Raw genomic sequence first — 17,671 nt, 5'->3', positions numbered from 1 at the left:
GCCCGTGACAGCGACCGACGACGGTTCCACCTTCACGCTGCGGCGCGTCCAGGCGATGCTGGGCCTGTCGCGCCATGTCGTCGCCGGGCTCGTCGCCGCGGGCTTCGTCACGCCCGCGCGGGGCCGGCGCAACGAGTGGCGCTTCACCTTCCAGGACCTGACGCTGCTGCGCACGGCCCACGCGCTGCAGGCGCAGAGCATTCCCGCGCGGCGCATCCTGCGCTCGCTGGCGCGGCTCCGGGCCACGCTGCCGGCGGAGCTGCCCCTGAGCGGCCTGCGCATCACCGCCATGGGCGCCGACATCGCGGTGCGCGATCGCAGCGGCCAGTGGCAATCGGACAGCGGCCAGTTGCTGCTGGACTTCGACGTCGCACCGGTGGCCGGCACGGTGACGTTCTTCGACCACGCGGCCGCGCCGAAATCCGGGGAGGCCGATGCGCGGGCGCTGTTCGATCGCGCGCTGGCACTGGAAGCCAGCGATCCCGGCGCCGCCGAGTCGGCCTACCTGCAGGCGCTGGCGCTGGACCCCGGGCTGGAGGATGCCTGGCTGAATCTCGGCGCCATGTGGGCCGACGCGGAGCGCTTCGCCGAACTGGTGCGCCTGTCGGACGCCGCCCTGGCCCACTGCGCCGATTGCGCGCTGCTGCACTTCAACCGCGGCGTGGCGCTGGACCACCTGGACCGGCTGGACGAGGCAGTGGCCAGCTACGAGCGCGCCCTGGAACTCGACGAGACGCTGGCCGATGCCCACTTCAACCTGGCGCGCCTGCGCGAGGAGGCAGGCGACGAACGCGGCGCCCTGCGCCACTTCAACGCCTACCGGCGCCTGCAGCGCTAGCGGCGCACGTCCACGTCGCGCGTTTCGGGCAGCAGCATCATCGCCAGCACGCTGAGCATGCTCATGCCGGCCACGTAGTACGCCGGTGCGAGGGGGTCGTGCGTCACGGCCAGCAGCCAGGTCACCACGAACTGCGTGGTGCCGCCGAAGACCGCGGTGCTGATCGCGTAGACCACCGACATGCCGGTGCTGCGCACCGCGATGGGCAGCAACTCGGGCACGGTCACCATGCCCGCGGCACCCGCCATGGCGGTCAGGGCCGCCAGGACCGCGGTCGCACCCAGCAGCGTGGCAATGCCGGGCGCGCCGGTGAGCCACAGGAACAGCGGCACGATCATCAGCAGCAGCGCGATGCGGGGCAGCTGGTTGATCGCCTTGCGGCCGAAGCGGTCGCACAGCAGGCCGCCCAGCAGGCCGAAGACGAAGGTCACCAGGCCGCCGATCAGCACGCTGGACTGCGCCACCGCCGCGGGCAGCTTCAACACCTGCACGGCATAGCTCACCATGTAGTTGCCCACCTGCGAGGCGACGGTGACGGAGGCGGAGATCAGCACGCCCAGCACCAGGATGCGGCCGTGGCGGCGGAACACGTCTCCCACGATGCGAGTGCCGCTGGAGTCCTCTGCCGCATGCGTCTCGGGCAGGTGGCGCCGCAGGTACACGGCGATGGGCACCAGCGCCAGGCTGGCGAGGAAGGGCACGCGCCAGCCCCAGCTCCCCAGTTGCTCCGGCGTGAGCAGCAGCGAGAGCGTGACGCCGAACACGCCACCCACCGCGACCGCGAGCCCCTGGCTGCCGATCTGCCAGCTGGAGTAGAAGCCGCGCCTTCCGGGCGGCGCCGCCTCGATCAGCAGCGCGGTGGCCGGGCCGACCTCGCCGCCGAGGGCCACGCCCTGCACCAGCCGGCACAGCACCACGATGATGGGCGCGGCGATGCCGATCGTGTCGTAGCCGGGCGTCGCCGCCATGCCGAGGGTGCCGATCGTGATCAGCACCACCGTGAGGATCATCGCCGGCTTGCGCCCGGCGCGGTCGGCGAAGGCGCCGATCAACACCCCGCCCAGCGGCCGCGTGAAGAACCCGACGCCGAAGGTCGCCACCGCGGCGAGCAGGCTGCCGAATTCGCCGCCCACCGGAAAGAAGGTGCGTCCGATGTAGACCGCGAAGTAGGCGTAGACGACGAAGTCGTAGAACTCCAGCGCATTGCCGGCGACGGCGGCGGCGATGGCCTTGCGGCTGATCGCGCCGCTGCGTGCGGGCGCACCGGCGGCATGACCGGAGAGGGATTCGAGGGTCGTGGCAGTCATGGCGGCTCCAGGGATTCAGGCGGCGAGCGGGAGGGGGCAGGTGTCTTGCTGCAGGCCGTCCAGGGCCTGGAGGCAGGCCTCGCGGCCCTGCCGCCACACGGCGAGCTTCCACTCGTCGGCCTGCGGATAGAAGGCGTCCTTCAATTGCTGCCGGATGGCGGCGGCTTGCGTCGCGGAGGCGCCCGTGCCGGCGCGCTGCAGCCAGTGCTCGGCGCGCAGGGCGGTCATCACGCGCTCCATCGGGTGCGTCCCGTACTCGAGGCAGATGCCGACGTGGCGTGCCTGCGGGCACTCCTCGTGCAACGCGGTCTGGATGGGGCCGGTGAGAGGAACGCTGGTCGAAGAGCCGGTCGTCACGCTGGTCAGCTGCCGCCACCAGCGCGTGGCCTGTTCCAGCACCGCGGGATCGGGATCGAAGCTGGCGAAGATCCGCTCGCCGTGGCCGGACGGGCCCAGTCCCGTGTGGATGTCCACCGAGGCGAGTAAGCGCACGCCGGCGGTGTGGCGCCGCAGTGCCGCCCGGAAGGCCCGGTTGCTCCAGGCCGGGCCGAGGCCGCCATAGTGCAGTCCGTCGGCATGCGAGTGCTGGCCCAGGGACATGGCGCGCTGGAGTCCGCGCGCGCCATGGCGCTCGCGATAGTCGGCGAGCACGGCCTCGTCGCGCGCCGCCGGGGGCCAGGCGGGCGGCAGGAGCGCGTCGTGGATCTCGGCATACCCCGCGTTGACCGGCAGCGGCCCGCCGAAGTCGACGAAGTTGCGGTTCAGGTCCACGTTTTCCTGCGTGGCGCGGCGCAGGTGCGAGAACCCGTAGGGATTGACGGCGTGCACGTACAGCACGGCCATGTCGGCTTCCGCTGGCCGCACGTCCTGCTCCAGCAGGCCGGTCTGGATGGCGGAGCCGCAGAAGCCCTCGACACCATGCACCCCGCTGATCACGACCAGCATGCGGGACGCGTCGGCCGGGCCGTCGCGCACGACGTCCATCGCCAGGGTTTCACCCTCGGCGCCCGGCAGGTCGAGCACCTCGCTCTCGACCGCCAGCCCGCGCCGCGCGGCGGCGTCGAGGAACTTGCGCCGCGCCTCGGCATAGCTGGCGCTGAAGCACTTCAGGACGGAATCGTGGTTCATGCTGGATCTCAGTGGAAACGGGAGCGCAGGCGCTCGGCGCGGCGGGCACGGCAGGCCTCGCCGAAGGCGGAGAACAGGGCGCGCGCGAGCGGGCAATCGCCGACTCGCATCTCGGGGTGCCACTGCACCGCCAGCGTGAATCCCGGCGCACCGGCGACGCTGAAGGCCTCGACCAGCCCGTCGGGCGCGGTCGCTTCGACCCGCAGGCCCTGCCCGAGGCGATCGATGCCCTGGTGGTGCAGCGAGTTCACCTGCAGCGGACGCTCGCCGACCATCTCCGCGAGCCGCCCGCCGGGGGCGACGTGCAGCGCGTGGCTGTCGTCGTACCAGCGCTCGATGGGCCGCTGGTGGTCACCCTCGCGGTGGTCCATGCGGTTCGGCAGCGTGTGGATCGCGGGATGCAGCGTGCCGCCGTAGACGACGTTCAGTTCCTGGAAGCCGCGGCAGACGGCCAGCAGCGGCACGCCTGCCTCGACCAGCCGGGGCAGCAGCGGCAGGATGGTGGCATCGCGCTCGCGATCGAGCAGCATGGGCGCATGCGGCTGCGGCGCGTCGTAGCGCGCGGGGTCGACGTTGGAGGGGCTGCCGGTGAGCAGGACGCCGTCGACGGTGGCGATCAGCGTGTCCGCATCCAGCGCTTCGGGCGCGGAGGGCAGCAGCAGCGGCAAGGCGCCGCCGACGGTTGCGACGGCATGCACGTAGCCATGGAAGCCTGCGTGGGTGGTGTGGCCGTGGCGGTCCACACGGTCGGTCGAGATCGCCACGACGGCGCGCGGCTCCGCGGATGGGCGGTGCATGGAGTCTCCTTGGTGTGCGCCGCAGTCTAGGAAGCCGACGATCTTGCGTAAATTGCAATATATTCAAAGGGACATTGCACTCCCTGCAACAAAGCAATGAACACGCGGCAACTTCGGCACTTCCTGGCGGTGATGGAGCTCGGCTCGCTCAGCGCCGCGGCCGAACAGGTGCACCTGAGCCTGCCGGCGCTCTCGCGCAGCCTGCGGGCGCTGGAGGACAGCCTCGGCGTGCCGCTGTTCGACCGCGAGGGCCGCGGCCTCGCGCCCACGCCCTACGCGCGGCTCTACGCGGAGCGTGCGCGGCGCATCGTGTTCGACGAGAAGGAAGCCGCGCGCGAGCTGCGCCTGATGCGCGCCGGCGAGCTCGGCCCGCTCGCCTTCGGCATGGGATCCTCGCTCGCGCACGGCCTGCTCGCCCCGATGGTGCTGCAGCTCCTGGCCGCCGCGCCGCAAGTGCGGCTGCGCACCATGGTGCAGAGCTCGGACGTCCTGTTCGCCGCGCTGGCGCGCGAGGAGATCGATTTCTTCGTGGGCGACGTGCGCATGGCGGCGCACGACGACGACATGGCCGTGGAGTCCATGCACCGCTGCAGCTTCGGCTGGTTCGTCCGCACCGGCCATCCGCTGGCGGCACGACGCCGGGTGCGGATCGCCGACCTTCTTGCCTATCCCTGCGTATTGCCCGGATTCGCCGAGGAGGGCATGCTGCGCCACCTCGCCCGCCTGTACGGCCTGTCGCTTCCGCTGGAAGATCATTTCGCGGTCAACAGCAACGACATGGCGACTGTCCATGCGCTGCTGGCGGCCAGCGACGCGGTGCTTCCCAGCACCAGCATCTCGGCCGTGCTGGAAGTCGCGGCGGGGCGACTGCTGCCGCTCGATGTGGATCCGCCGCTGGACCTGGAACTGTCCCTGGGAGTGGTGCGGCGCGCGCGGCGCACGCTGCCACCCGCGGCCGAACATGCCTTCGCGATCGTGCGGCGCTACTTCGAGGATGCGGAGGGCGCCATCTCTTCGCTGATGCGCGGGCGCGCCTGAGGCAGGTTCGGCGCGCGCGAGATCCGCCACCACGCGGGCAACAGCTCGCGCACCGCCGGCCGCGCGAAGCGATCGTCGATCAGGTAGACGACACCGCGGTCTTCCTGCGTGCGGATCACCCGCCCGGCGGCCTGCACCACCTTCTGCAGGCCCGGGTAGAGGTAGGCATAGTCATAGCCGGCGCCGAACACACCCTCCAGCCGGGCCTTGAGCTGCTCGTTGCGCGGGTTCACCTGCGGCATTCCCAGCGTCGCGACGAAGGCGCCCACCAGGCGGTCGCCGCGCAGGTCGATGCCCTCGCCGAAGCTGCCCCCCAGCACCGCGAAGGCGACCCCGGTCCCGCCGGGCACGAAGCGATCGAGGAAGGCCTTGCGCTGGCCTTCGTCCATGCCGCGCGCCTGCGTCCACACCGGGACCTCCGGATGGCGGCGCCGGAATTCCGAGGCCACCATTTCCAGGTAGTCGAAGCTGCTGAAGAACGCGAGGTAGTTGCCCGCGTGGGCCCCGAACTGCTCCGCGATGAGGCGCGCGATGGGGGCGGCCGAGCGCTGCCGGTCCGCGTAGCGCGTGGAGATCCTGCTGACCACCTGCACCCGCAGCTGCTCGGGGCCGAAGGGCGACTCCACGTCGACCCAGGCGGTGTCTTCCGGCAGGCCCAGCATGTCCATCGCGTAGCGCGGCGGGCTGAGGGTCGCCGAGAACAGCGTGACCGTCCGGGCGCCCGCGAAGCGCGGCTTCAGGAAGGGTGCGGGGATCAGGTTCTGGATGCGGATGCGGGCCGAGGGCTTGCGCGAGCCGGCGGCCTCGTCGGCGAATTCGAGCACCGAATGCGAGCCGAAGGACTCGGCGAGCCGCAGGAAGCCGAGGATGTCGAACCAGGCGTCCTGCAGCGGGCCATCGGCCGCGCCCGGCGCCGCCTCGGCGAAGTGGGCCTCCAGGGCGCTGCCGGCCTGCTTCAGCGCGGCTAGGAAGGCGGCGGGCAGCAAATCCAGCGCTCCGTCCGCTTCGGCCTGTGCCTTGCGCAGCGCGGTCCAGCCGCGATTCACCTTGTCCAGCGCCTTGCGGATCGCTACCGGCGCGGACGTGCGCGCGGCCCGCAGCGAAGCCTGGTCCAGCTCCGCCGAGTACATGGCGCGGGCGCGCTCGACGAGGTTGTGCGCCTCGTCGGCCAGCACGCCGACGCGCCACTCGTGCACCAGCGTCATCGTGTGCAGCATCGCGCTGCCGTCGAAGTAGTAGTTGTAGTCGCCGACGACGATGTCGGCCCAGCGCGAGGCCTCCTGGGCCAGGTAGTAGGGGCAGACCTCGTGCCTGCGGGCCACTTCGCGCAGCGCCGCGGCGTCCAGGAAGCCCGCCGCCAGGGCCTCGGAGCGCGCGGCGGGCAGGCGGTCGTAGAAGCCGCGGGCCAGCGGACAGGAGTCGCCATGGCAGGCCTTGTCGCGGTGCTCGCAGGCCTTGTCGCGCGCCGTCAGCTCCACCACCCGCAGGCGCGGTGCCGCCGCGCCGCGCCCCAGTTGCGCCGCGGCGTCCAGCGCCAGCTGGCGGCCGGTCGATTTCGCGGTGAGGTAGAACACCTTGTCGAGGGCGCAGGGCGCGACCGCCTTGAGAATCGAGAAGATCGTGCCGACGGTCTTGCCGATGCCGGTGGGCGCCTGGGCCAGCACGCAGCGGCCAGTGGCCGCGCCCTTGTAGACGGCGGCGGCCAGTTCGCGCTGGCCGGCGCGGAAGGAGGGATGCGGAAAGGCCAGCGCCGCGAGGCCCTGGTCCCTGGCCTCGCGGTGCGCCTGCTCCTGGGCGGCCCAGGCCAGGAAGTCGCGGCAGCGGTCTTCGAAGAATTCGCGCAAGGAGGCGGCCGAGTGCGTCTCGACGAAGCTCGTCTCCTGCTGGCTGGCGATGTCGAAGTAAACCAGGGCCAGGTCCAGCTCGCCCAGGCCGCGCGCCTGGCACAACAGCCAGCCGTAGACCTTCGCCTGCGCCCAGTGCAGATGGCGGTGGTTGGCCGGCTGGCGCGCGAGGTCGCCGCGGTGCGTCTTGATTTCCTCCAGGCGATTGCGCACCGGGTCGTAGCCGTCGGCGCGGCCCCGCACCAGCAGCTGTTCGAATTCCCCGCGCAGGGCGATCTCGGTTTCGTAGCCGGGGCCGCGGCGGCCGGCGACCAGCTGGTGGCCCGCGATCCCCTCCTGCGCGCTGGGCGTGGGGGTGAACCGCAGGTCCAGGTCGCCGCGCCTGGCGCTGAATTCGCACAGGGCACGAACGGCTACGGAATACGGCATCGCCGGATCGTATTCGATACGATGGTGGCTCCACGCAGCGAGAGGAAGCAATGCACTCCATCTGGCCGGAGGAGACGGGAGACGAGTTCGCGCGGCGCCGCGCCGCGGTGCAGCAGGGCCTGCAGGCTCGCGGCGCGCAAAGGCTGGTGCTCACCTCGATGGAGTCGATCTACTACCTGACCGGCGCAACCTGCGAGCCGCTGGAGCGCCCCCTGTTCCTGTTCGTCGACGCCGGACGGCCCGACTACCAGCTGCTGGTCCCGCTGCTGGAACGGACGCACCTGCGCAAGGCCTGGGGCGTCCGGCCGGAAGGCATCCACGCCTACCGCGAATTCCCGGCCCCGGCGGGCGAAGGCTGGGCCGACCGCATCCTGCCCCTGCTGGATGCGCGCTTCCTGTTCGAACCCGAGCCCTCGTTCGAGGTCGCCGGGCTGCTCGCGCGCTCGCAGGGCATCGCGGCCGACGTGCTCGGGCCGATCCGGCTGCTCAAGTCGCACTGGGAGATCGCGCGCATCCAGCGCGCGGCCCGCTATGCGGACTGGACCGTGACGAAGATGCTGGAGGCCAGCTATTTCGGCGCGACCGTGGCCGAATGCTTCGCCGCCGCCGGTGGCCTGCAGCGCAAGATCATCCGCGAGGTCGCCGATTTCGATGCCCTGGCGACGCGCGCGATCTATGCGCCCTGGCCCGCGCCGCTCTCGGCCGAACCGCATGCCGTGCCCTCGGTGCACATGCGGCTCGAACACGGGCCGCACGTCGCGCTGGCGCTGACGCGCGTGAACGGCTACGCGGCCGAATGCGAGCGGACCTTCTTCACCGCCCCGCCCTCCCCCGAGGACAGGGAGCGCTTCGCGCTGATGCAGGCCGCGCGCGAGCTGGCGATGGGCCTGGCGCGGCCGGGCGCGTCCTGCCACGACATCGATGCCGGCGTGAACCGCTTCCTGGCGGAAAAGGGCTGGGGCCCCGCCCTGCGGCTGCACCGCGTGGGGCACGGGTTTGGCCTGAGCAACCATGAGCCGCCGTGGATCGCGGAGGGCAGCACGGACGTCCTCGCGGCCGGCATGGTGGTGTCCGTCGAGCCGGGGCTCTACCAGGCGGGCGTCGGCGGCTACCGGCATTCCGACACCTTCCTCGTCACCCGCGACGGGCTGCAGCGCCTGACCAGCGCGCCGGAGTCCCTGGCCGAACTGACGCTGTGCCGCCGCTCGTGGCGCCACCGGCTGCGGGCCATGATCGTGAAGCGGGCGCTGGGCGTGCACGCCGGCCCCCGGCGCGGCGCGCAGGTCGAGACGCTTGCCTCGGGGCGCGACGGCGCCAGCGTCCCGGGCTGAGCCTGGGGCCTCCCCGCAGCAAGTAGAGGCAACTGTTACGCAGGCGCCAGCCCCGCGCGGGATAGGATGAGCTTCCCATCTTCACAAAGAGAACGAAGGTCTCCCTCGCATGAACAAGCCGCGCCTTTCCATGTCCCGCGCATTGGCCGTGATCCTCGCGGCGGCCCTCGCCACGCAGGCGCCCCTGGCGCGGGCCGGCATCGTCGAGACCGATGCCCTGGAAGCCCCCAGCCAGGCCGAACTGGACCGGGCCAAGGTGCGCTCCTTCATGGAGCGCGCGGAGGTCAAGGAAAGGCTGCAGGTGATGGGCGTCAGCGGGCTGGTCGCCGGCGACCGCGTCTCCTCCCTGACCGACGCCGAAGTCCACGCGCTGGCCGAACGCATCGACGCGATGCCCGCGGGCGGCGCCCTCAGCAACCAGGACATCATCATCATCCTGCTGATCGCGATCCTGGTCGCGCTCATTCTCTGATCCCCATGCCGGCCTGGTCGGCGCGTGGTTGCGCGCGGGCTCTCGCGCTGGTCCTGCTCGCCCTGGCCGGATGCGCCTCGCTTCCGCCGCCGCAGGACAGCGCCGCGCCACCGGCGATGGAGCTGGCCGCCGTTCCCTTCTTTCCCCAGGAGGACTACCAGTGCGGCCCGGCGGCGCTGGCCACGCTCCTGCAGGCCGCGGGAATCGCCCGCACGCCGCAGGACCTGGTGGACCACGTCTATCTCCCGCAGAGGCAAGGCAGCCTGCAGCCCGAACTGCTCGGCGCCTCGCGCCGCGCCGGCGCGCTGCCCTACGTCCTGCGCAGCGCGCCCGAGGACCTGTTGCGCGAAGTGGCCGCCGGCCATCCGGTGCTCGTGCTGCAGGACGTGGGCTGGCCCCTCGTGCCGCGCTGGCATTACGCCGTGGTGGTGGGCTACGACGTGGGTGCCAGGACCCTCACCCTGCGCTCCGGTACCGTGCGGCGCATGGTGATGGCGTTCGACGCCTTCGATCGCAGCTGGGCGAAGGGCGGCCGCTGGGCTTTCGTGGCGCTGCCGCCCGATCGCCTTCCGGCCACCGCGCGCGAGGCAGACTTCGTGGCCGCCGCGGCCGCCCTCGAACGCGTCGCGCCAACAGCCGCGGCGCGCGCGTACGCGGAGGCACTGCGCGCCTGGCCCGGGAACCTGTTCGCGCGCATGGCGCTGGGCAACGCGGCGTACCGCGAGCGCCGGCTCGAGAGCGCGACGAGTCACTTCAGGCAGGCCGCGACGGACCACCCGCAATCCGGCGACGCGTGGAACAACCTCGCCCAGGCCCTGTTCGAGCAGGGCCACACCCTCGAGGCTGCAGAGGCAGCACGTCGTGCCGTGGCGCTTGGCGGCCCGCGGCTGGCCCTCTATTCGGAGACGCTGCGCGCCATCGACGCGCAAGGCTCAGGCGTCCACTAGCACTGGGCAAGGAAGCGGAAGCGGCTTGGGCGGCGCCAGGCGTGGGTCAGCAAGACGCACATCGGACGGGACATCCGCCTGTAGTTTCCCGCCTACAGCTTCCTGCGGCAATGACGCTGTTCGACGATTCAGGGTCACTGCTTACCTTCATTCACTCACCCCGCTGGGACGCTGCGAAGCCGACAATCGTTCCGGCGCACGTCGTCGCGCGATCCACCAGGCCCGAAGTTGAATCCGTCTCTCGAAGCAGAACGCTTGCGGCTCTTCATCAGCCGCATCACCGATTACGCCATCTACATGTTGGCGCCGGATGGAACGGTCGCGAGCTGGAATGCCGGAGCCGAGCGCTTCAAGGGCTATGCCGCGGATGAAATCATCGGCCAGCACTTCTCGCGGTTCTACACCGCACGGGACCGCGCGGCGGGCATTCCGGAAAAGGCCTTGAGGCTGGCCCGGGAGACCGGAAAGTTCGAAGCGGAAGGGTGGCGTGTGCGCAAGGACGGCACGGAGTTCTGGGCGAGCGTCGTCATCGACCCGATCCGCGACGAGTCTGGCGAGCTGGTCGGGTTCGCCAAGATCACCCGCGATATCTCGGACAAGCGCGCCGCGCAGGAAGCGCTGCGCGAAAGCGAGGAGCGCTTCCGGATGCTGGTCCAGGGCGTCACCGATTACGCCATCTACATGCTGTCTCCCACGGGCGAGATCACCAACTGGAACGCCGGTGCGCACCGTATCAAGCAATACGAGCAGGAGGAGGTGCTTGGCACGCACTTCTCGCGGTTCTACACCGAAGAAGACCGGGCAGCTGGCAAGCCCGCCAATGCCCTGGCCGAGGCCACATCACGAGGCCGTTTCGAGGCCGAGGGCTGGCGCGTGCGCAAGGACGGGACGAAGTTCTGGGCGCACGTGGTGATCGATTCCATCCACAACGATGCCGGTGAACTGATTGGCTTCGCCAAGATCACCCGCGATATCACGGAGCGCCAGCAGGCGGCACAGGCGCTCGAGAAGGCACGGGAAATCCTGTTCCAGTCGCAGAAGCTGGAGGCCATCGGCAAGCTCACCGGGGGCGTGGCGCACGATTTCAACAACCTTCTGAGCGTCATCACGAATGGGCTGGACCTGCTGCGTCCCATCGTGAAGGATCCGGAGGGGCTGGGCCTGATCGGCAGCATGGAGAAGGCGGCCATGCGCGGCGCGTCCTTGACGAACCAGCTCTTGACGTTCGCGCGACAGCAGCCGGTCACCCCGGAGCCGCGCGAACTGAACAGGGTGATTGCCGGTTTCGAGTCCGTGCTCAGGCGCGGCACCAGGAGTTCGGTGAAATTCGAGCTCGCGCTCGCCGGCGAATTGCCGGCGGTCCAGATCGACATGGCCCTGTTCGAGACCGCGCTCCTGAACCTGGTGGTCAACGCGAACGACGCCACCCTCGACGGCGGAAGCATCCGGGTGACCACGCACGTCGAAGAGCTGGAAGGGGGCCGGATCGGCGTCCTGCCCGCGGGAAGGTACGTCGTGGTATCCGTGCAGGACACGGGGTCCGGCATGAGCGAGGAGGTGATCGCCCGCGCGATCGAGCCGTTCTTCACCACCAAGGCGCCGGGCAAGGGAACGGGTCTCGGTTTGAGCCAGGTCTACGGAATGGTCCAACAGTTCGGTGGCGACCTGAGGATCACGTCGCAGCCGGCCCAGGGCACCACCATCGCGCTGTACTTCCCGGTTTCCGGGGAGGAAGCCGTCCGGGATCCGGAGCCTCCGCCGAGAGACAAGGTCCTGATCGTCGACGACCAGCCCGACGTCCTCGACATGGCCGCCGAGATGTTCCGGACGCTCGGCTTCGACGTCATCACGGCGGCTTCGGGCCGCCAGGCCCTCGAGATCCTTTCAAGGACGCCTGACGTCCACCTGCTCTTTTCGGACGTGGTCATGCCCGGCCTGAGCGGCGTCGAGCTGGGGAAGAAGGCCCAGGAACTCTCGCCCAGGACCCGAATCCTGCTCGCGTCCGGCTACACCACACCTGCCGGCAGCCTCAAGGGATTCGAGTTTCTTGCCAAGCCCTACCGCATCGCGGACATCCTCAAGAAGCTGCGCGCACTTGGCTAGCTGCGACGGATCTCAAGTCCATGGGCTGAGTCAGCATCCGCATACCGCTCATGCCCAATAAGGGCGAATTGCCCCCGGAAAAGCGCAAATAGGCCCGCGCCGAGCTTCGAACTTCGCGCCGTCCTACCGGTCTATCAGAGGTCTCCTACACCCTGATCAAGAAGGACCTACAGCACGATGCGCAGCTTCGCCAAGACCTCCGCCCGGACCGCTTTTTCCGTCGCCGCCTTCGGCGCCGTGGCCATCCTGTCGAGCCAGGTCTCCAGCGCTGCACCCGTCCCCGCCGTGAAGCTGCCGGCCGCTGCCGCGGCAGTGGCCGCGATCCAGGCGAAGACGGCCCCCGCGCCCGTGCTTCGTCCGGCCGCGCCTGCGGCCAGGCCGGCCTCCCCCACCACCCTGCGTTCGCTGATGAAGTTCGAGACCGTGCGCTGGGGCGGCAAGCCCGTGCAGACGCTGGATGAGGGCTCGCGCCTGCTGCTGGCACGTGCCGCCGCCGACCAGGCCGGCCTGCGCGAATTCGGCCTCAGCTACCAGGACGTGTACGGCATCATCGAAGCGGAAACCTCCTGGATCCAGCGGACCGGTTCCAGCAAGGACGGCACGCCCAACCTGGGCCTGGCGCAGTTCGAGCCGCGGACCGCCAAGGACCTGGGCCTGACGGACCCCAGCGACCCCGTGCAGGCCGTGTTCGCGGCCGCGCAGTACATGAAGCTGGGCGCGCAGTGGGCCGACAGCAGGATCGGCCACCTGAAGTCCAACCCGGCCCTGTACGCGGCCAAGCTGCGCGAAGGCGTGTCGGTCCACTACAACCTGTCGATCAAGGGCCGCAACAAGTGGAACGGCCTCAACACCGCGCAACTGCCGGTCGAGACGCAGCGCCACATCCGCAACGCCGCCGCCGGCGCCAAGGAAGCCGCCGAACTGGCGCGCAGCCTGACCGCCTGACCCCGGGCCCGCCCCGTCCTGTCGGGCGATTGACATTTCTCAAATGTCGGGGGCCGCGCCGCCGTAGGCTTCCTTCCATACGAAGGAGAAAACGACGTGGCAAAGATGCAGCCGCCGGAGCCGATCGCAATGAACCTCGGGGAAGTCGACCCGTGGGAACTCCAGGCCGTCGGCCAGCACGGGATTCCCGTGCTCCAGCGGATGGAAGAAATGAAGACCCAGGCGCGCCGTCTCGCGGGGCGCAACGACGGGCGTTGCTACCTGCTGCTGCTGGAAGAGCGCCTGCTGAACGATCTGGTGGTGGACCTGGAGTCCGCCTGGCTGGACATGGAGCGCGTGGCCGGACACATCCGGGCCGGCAGCTACAAGGTGGGGAAAACCGGGACCGACCTGTACCGGGCCATCGTCCACTGAGCCGGGAAAGGAATCGGGGGCGGATGCCGGTGAGCCATCCGCCCCCTGCGAGGGACCGAGCGTGCGCTCAGATCCCGACGCAACGGCTCACCGGCGGCACGTAGCTGACGACGGTGTTGTTGATGCTGCTGTTCTTGCCGGTGGACTTGGCGGCGGCCTTGCCGGCGCGCACATTGGACTTGATCTTCATGGGGTACTCCTGTGGGGGTTGATTTAATGGTGTGCTTGGTGCACGGGAAGGGAATCGCAAGACGCGGGCCCGCCCACTCCCTCCTTTTCCTAAACGCTTCTACTTAAACTCCACCCGTTCCAGTGGGGAAAGTGGGGAAGGCGCTGGGGCACTGGACCCATGAGGCCCCAGTTTTCCCTCCCGGTCTTCCCGTCTTCCCGCGCGGCCGGGGATATCAGACGAAGGTCCTATCTGCCTTCTAGAATGGGCCCATCACATGCATGAGGTGGCGGCGGTGCAAGGGCTGGACCAGACCGAACGGGGCAGGAAGTACACGGTGCGCGAGGTCACGGAGGATCCGCAGGTCCCGGAGCGGGCGCGCCAGCTCGAGGAAATCGGCTTCGTGGCCGGCGAGCAGGTGATCATGATGACCCGGGGCTATCCCGGGGGCGATCCGCTGGTCGTGCGGGTCGGGCAGTCCACCTTCGCCCTGCGCTGCGCCGAGGCCGCGTGCGTGCAGGTCGAACCGAGCGGCGGCGGGCAGCCATGAACGAAGCGGTCATCCACCTGCACCCGCCCGGCCGGCTGGCGGCCCTGGTCGGCAACCCCAACGCCGGCAAGACGGCGCTGTTCAACCGGCTGACCGGCAGCCGCCAGAAGGTCGCCAACTACGCCGGCGTCACCATCGAACGCAAGGAAGGCCGGCTCACGCTGGACTCGGGCCGCACCGTGCGCGTGCTGGACCTGCCCGGCACCTACAGCCTCACGCCGCGCTCGCCGGACGAGCAGATCACCTGCCAGGTGCTGCAGGGCAATGCGGCCGGCGAGAAGCGGCCCGACCTCGTCGTCTGCGTGCTCGATGCGACCAACCTGCGGCGCGGCCTGCGGCTGGTGCTGGGGATCCGGCGCATGGGGCTGCCCTGCGTGGTGGCGCTGAACATGGCGGACCTGGCCGCCAGCCGCGGCATGCGCGTGGACTGCGATGCGCTCGCGCGCGAGCTCGGGGTGCCCGTGGTCAGCACGGTGGCCGTGCACAGCGGCGGCGACGCCGCCCTGCGCGAGCTGCTGGAGCAGCCCGGGATCTGGAAGGGCCTTCCCGCCTTGCCTCCCGCGTCGACGGACGAGCGCCCCGACCACGAACAGGTGCGCGACATCCTCCAGCGCCTGGGCCTCGACGAAGTCACGCCGCACCTCGCCAGCGATCGCATCGACCGCGTGGTGCTGCACCCCGTGCTCGGGCCGCTGCTGCTCACGCTGCTGCTGTTCCTGATGTTCCAGGCGGTGTTCGCCTGGGCCGAGTGGCCGAAGTCCCTGATCGAGGAGGCGACCCGGTGGGCCGGCGGCCAGGTCGGCGCCTTCCTGCCCGAAGGTTACCTGCGCAGCTTCGTCGCCGACGGCCTGGTCGCAGGGCTTGGCGGCGTGGTCGTGTTCCTGCCGCAGATCCTGATCCTGTTCCTCTTCATCCTGGTGCTGGAGGAGTCGGGCTACCTGCCGCGCGCGGCCTTCCTGCTCGATCGCATCATGGGCGGCGTGGGCCTGTCGGGTCGCTCCTTCATCCCGCTGCTTTCCAGCTTCGCCTGTGCCGTGCCGGGCATCATGGCCACCCGCACCATCGCCAATCCGCGCGACCGGCTGGTGACGATCATGATCGCGCCGCTCATGACCTGCTCGGCGCGGCTGCCGGTGTACGCGCTCCTGATCGGCGCCTTCGTCCCCCATCGCACGGTCGGCCCCGGGCTGGAGCTGCAGGGACTGGTGCTGTTCGGCCTCTACATCGCCGGCATCGTCGGCGCCATGGCGGTGGCCTGGGCGCTCAAGCGCACCACGGCGCACGGCCAGGTGCGGCCGCTGATGATGGAGCTGCCCACCTACCACCTGCCGCGCCTGCGCAACGTGGGGCTGGGGCTGTGGCAGCGCACGTTGATCTTCCTGCGCCGCGTGGGCACGATCATCCTGGTGCTGACCATCGCGCTGTGGATCCTGGCGAGCTTCCCGGCCCCGCCGGTGGGCGCGACCCGTCCCGCCATCGAATACAGCCTCGCCGGCCTGCTGGGGCAAGGCCTGGCCCTGCTGCTGGGCCCGATCGGATTCAACTGGCAGATCAGCATCGCGCTGGTGCCCGGGCTGGCGGCGCGCGAGGTCGCGGTCAGCGCGCTCGCGACCGTCTACGCGCTGTCGGCGACGGGCAAGGCCGATGCGGCGGACGCGCTCGCGCCGATCATCGCGCAGCAATGGAGCCTCGCCACCGCCCTGTCGCTGCTGGCGTGGTTCGTGTTCGCCCCGCAGTGCATGGCCACGCTCGCCATCGTGAAGCGCGAGACCGGCGGCTGGAAATGGACGCTGGTGATGGCGGCCTACCTGTTCGGGCTGGCGTACCTGGCGTCGTTCGTGACGTACCGGGTGGCGGCGGCGCTGGGCTGGGGTTGAGCCCTCAGGGCTCTTCCGGACCCCGCGCCTTCAGCTTCACCGCCTCCTCGATGACGGTGGCGAGCTGGTCGGCCAGGCCTTCTTCCATGATGCGGGCGCGCTTGAGGATCTTTTCGGCCGCGCGCTGCGCCGTGCCGGCGCAGGTGTTGATCTCCTCGAAGCCCTCGATGTGCTTGCGCATGCGCTCGATGGCGCCGTCGATCTTCGCGAAGCTGGCTGCGTCCTGCTTGTCGTGGCTGGCGGCGCGCACCGACAGGGCCGTGGCCACCATCAGGCCGGCGCGCAGCCACACGTCGCCGCCGGCGTCCTCCGCGTCCCAGCGCAGCACGATGTCGTTGCCGAAGCGCCGGAAGTCCGGGATGCTGTCCTGCGCGGTGCGGGTGGAATGCACGAACAGGCACACGCCCGCGTTGCGGTTGCGGCGCGCCTCGTCGGCCTCCCTGAGCGAGCGGGTCAGGTCGTAGCTGGCGTGCTGCTTGGCTTCCACGACGATGCGCGCGCCGGCGGCGAGCTTCTCCGGGCCGATGGTGACCACGTGGTCGCCGACCTTGCAGTTCGGGATGGTGCCGGTGCTGGCGCCGGTCTCCTCGACGATGTCGCCGCCGGCGGCGACCAGCGCGCGCAGGCTGGCCGCCAGCGCCTCCTCGAATTCCAGCCCGTGCTGCGTCCCGCGCGCGGCCTCCTCGCGCCGGGCCTGCAGGGCCTGCACCGCGGCGCTCAGCGTCTCCTGCAGCCGCGTGTTGTGTTCCACCGTGATGCGCTGGTGCTCCTGCAGCATCGCGTACATGCGGCGCAGGGCGGAGTTCTCGTTGTCCAGGCTCAGTTCGCTGGTGAGGCTGCGCTGCGCGGCCTCGACCCGGCCGACGAGCCGGCTCAGCGCCGAGTCCGGCTTGTCCAGGCTGAACTCGGCGACCACCAGCTGCAGGTTCTTCGACAGGGCCTCGTTCAAGTCGCCGTGCTTCGCGCCCAGCTCCGCCAGGAAGCGCACCAGGGCGCCATCCTTGTTGTCGAGGGAGAACTGGTTGAGGATGCTCGCGTTCTGCGCCTGCACCACCGCATCCAGCGTCTTCTGCAGGCTGGCGACCAGCTGGTTGTCGCCGGACGGGTCCAGCGCCTTGAGCAGGTCGCTGTTCTCGCCGATGAACTGCTCGAACACCTTGTGCAGGGTCTGCTCGGCTTCCTTCACCTGCTGCCGCACCACGGTCGCGAGCTCGCCGTCGGAGTGGGTGAGGCGGTTCACCCGCTCCACGAACAGGCCCTGCCCCGGGTCGAAGTAGTGCGACAGCGAGCCGGCGACGCGTTCCTCGAACTTGCCGCGCCAGGTGTTCAGGCGCTCGCCCAGCTGCTCCATCAGGCGGTCCCCCTCGCGCCGGACCGTGTCGCTGTCCAGCGTGCCGCGCGCGGCCTTGAGGCTCAGCACGCCCACCTTGAGCGCGGTGACGAGGAAGTTGGTCCGCGCCGGCCCGTCCGGGTATTCCGCCA

General features: G+C 70.3%; 16 protein-coding genes (1 of these 16 running past the window's edge). 10 read left to right on the top strand and 6 right to left on the bottom strand.

What is annotated here, in order from left to right; translation table 11 throughout:
* Nucleotides 1–4: 4 nt before the first annotated feature.
* The gene (locus JJ685_RS14345) at nt 5–838 is read left to right on the top strand and encodes a tetratricopeptide repeat protein (RefSeq protein ID WP_330901769.1); all 834 of its coding nucleotides are present in this window, start codon (nt 5–7) and stop codon (nt 836–838) included.
* Here the strand turns inward: JJ685_RS14345 and JJ685_RS14340 are convergent.
* From JJ685_RS14340 to JJ685_RS14330, 3 genes are read right to left on the bottom strand one after another with little or no spacing between them, the layout of a single operon-like run.
* The gene (locus JJ685_RS14340) at nt 835–2,145 is read right to left on the bottom strand and encodes an MFS transporter (protein WP_201674948.1); all 1,311 of its coding nucleotides are present in this window, start codon (nt 2,143–2,145) and stop codon (nt 835–837) included. The two genes, JJ685_RS14345 and JJ685_RS14340, sit on opposite strands and share 4 nt — an antisense overlap.
* 15 nt (nt 2,146–2,160) lie before the next feature.
* On the bottom strand, nt 2,161–3,273 hold the full coding sequence (locus tag JJ685_RS14335) for a M14 family metallopeptidase (protein ID WP_201674947.1): 1,113 nt from the start codon (nt 3,271–3,273) through the stop codon (nt 2,161–2,163).
* Between the two features lie 8 nt (nt 3,274–3,281).
* Nucleotides 3,282–4,070 (bottom strand): gamma-glutamyl-gamma-aminobutyrate hydrolase family protein, encoded by a 789-nt coding sequence (locus tag JJ685_RS14330; RefSeq protein ID WP_201674946.1) that lies wholly within the window; start codon nt 4,068–4,070, stop codon nt 3,282–3,284.
* Between the two features lie 96 nt (nt 4,071–4,166).
* On the opposite strand from JJ685_RS14330, the gene JJ685_RS14325 reads away from it, so the two are divergent.
* Entirely contained in the window at nt 4,167–5,108 is a 942-nt protein-coding gene (locus tag JJ685_RS14325; protein ID WP_201674945.1) for a LysR family transcriptional regulator, read from the top strand.
* Here JJ685_RS14325 and JJ685_RS14320 read toward each other — a convergent pair.
* Nucleotides 5,054–7,381 (bottom strand): ATP-dependent DNA helicase, encoded by a 2,328-nt coding sequence (locus tag JJ685_RS14320; RefSeq protein ID WP_201674944.1) that lies wholly within the window; start codon nt 7,379–7,381, stop codon nt 5,054–5,056. The genes JJ685_RS14325 and JJ685_RS14320 overlap by 55 nt on opposite strands.
* A 50-nt stretch (nt 7,382–7,431) precedes the next feature.
* Between JJ685_RS14320 and JJ685_RS14315 the strand changes: the two genes are divergently transcribed.
* The 6 genes from JJ685_RS14315 (at nt 7,432) to JJ685_RS14290 (ending at nt 13,593) form a co-directional block, all read left to right on the top strand.
* Nucleotides 7,432–8,712 (top strand): M24 family metallopeptidase, encoded by a 1,281-nt coding sequence (locus JJ685_RS14315; protein ID WP_201674943.1) that lies wholly within the window; start codon nt 7,432–7,434, stop codon nt 8,710–8,712.
* 130 nt (nt 8,713–8,842) lie between these two features.
* Nucleotides 8,843–9,184, top strand: a complete 342-nt coding sequence (locus JJ685_RS14310; RefSeq protein ID WP_201674942.1) for a PA2779 family protein — start codon at nt 8,843–8,845, stop codon at nt 9,182–9,184.
* Nucleotides 9,185–9,189: 5 nt separating this feature from the next.
* On the top strand, nt 9,190–10,131 hold the full coding sequence (locus JJ685_RS14305) for a PA2778 family cysteine peptidase (protein ID WP_201674941.1): 942 nt from the start codon (nt 9,190–9,192) through the stop codon (nt 10,129–10,131).
* Between the two features lie 255 nt (nt 10,132–10,386).
* Nucleotides 10,387–12,234: a hybrid sensor histidine kinase/response regulator gene (locus JJ685_RS14300; RefSeq protein ID WP_236599002.1), complete on the top strand. Its 1,848-nt coding sequence runs from the start codon at nt 10,387–10,389 to the stop codon at nt 12,232–12,234.
* A 177-nt stretch (nt 12,235–12,411) separates the two neighbouring features.
* Complete coding sequence (locus JJ685_RS14295; RefSeq protein WP_201674940.1) at nt 12,412–13,179, top strand: transglycosylase SLT domain-containing protein; 768 nt, start codon at nt 12,412–12,414, stop codon at nt 13,177–13,179.
* A 96-nt stretch (nt 13,180–13,275) separates the two neighbouring features.
* Entirely contained in the window at nt 13,276–13,593 is a 318-nt protein-coding gene (locus JJ685_RS14290; protein WP_201674939.1) for a hypothetical protein, read from the top strand.
* 67 nt (nt 13,594–13,660) lie between these two features.
* Here the strand turns inward: JJ685_RS14290 and JJ685_RS30105 are convergent, their stop codons facing one another.
* The gene (locus JJ685_RS30105; protein ID WP_269117402.1) at nt 13,661–13,783 is read right to left on the bottom strand and encodes a hypothetical protein; all 123 of its coding nucleotides are present in this window, start codon (nt 13,781–13,783) and stop codon (nt 13,661–13,663) included.
* A gap of 256 nt (nt 13,784–14,039) precedes the next feature.
* On the opposite strand from JJ685_RS30105, the gene JJ685_RS14285 reads away from it, so the two are divergent.
* Together JJ685_RS14285 and feoB are read left to right on the top strand one after the other, a co-directional pair.
* Nucleotides 14,040–14,312 carry a FeoA family protein gene (locus JJ685_RS14285; RefSeq protein ID WP_201674938.1) on the top strand — a complete coding sequence of 91 codons (273 nt, stop codon included), beginning with the start codon at nt 14,040–14,042 and terminating at the stop codon, nt 14,310–14,312.
* Nucleotides 14,309–16,189: a ferrous iron transporter B gene (gene feoB, locus JJ685_RS14280; RefSeq protein WP_201674937.1), complete on the top strand. Its 1,881-nt coding sequence runs from the start codon at nt 14,309–14,311 to the stop codon at nt 16,187–16,189. The genes JJ685_RS14285 and feoB overlap by 4 nt, the downstream gene beginning before the upstream one ends.
* A 4-nt stretch (nt 16,190–16,193) precedes the next feature.
* Here feoB and JJ685_RS14275 read toward each other — a convergent pair whose 3' ends face one another.
* Nucleotides 16,194–17,671: the 3' portion of a hypothetical protein gene (locus JJ685_RS14275; protein ID WP_201674936.1), read on the bottom strand. Its footprint extends 103 nt past the window's final position; only the last 1,478 of its 1,581 coding nucleotides appear in the window; its start codon lies beyond the right edge, outside the window; it ends in the stop codon at nt 16,194–16,196.

Source organism: Ramlibacter monticola, from assembly GCF_016722785.1.
Taxonomy (GTDB): domain Bacteria; phylum Pseudomonadota; class Gammaproteobacteria; order Burkholderiales; family Burkholderiaceae_C; genus Ramlibacter; species Ramlibacter monticola.
This window is presented reverse-complemented; position numbering and strand designations above follow the sequence as displayed.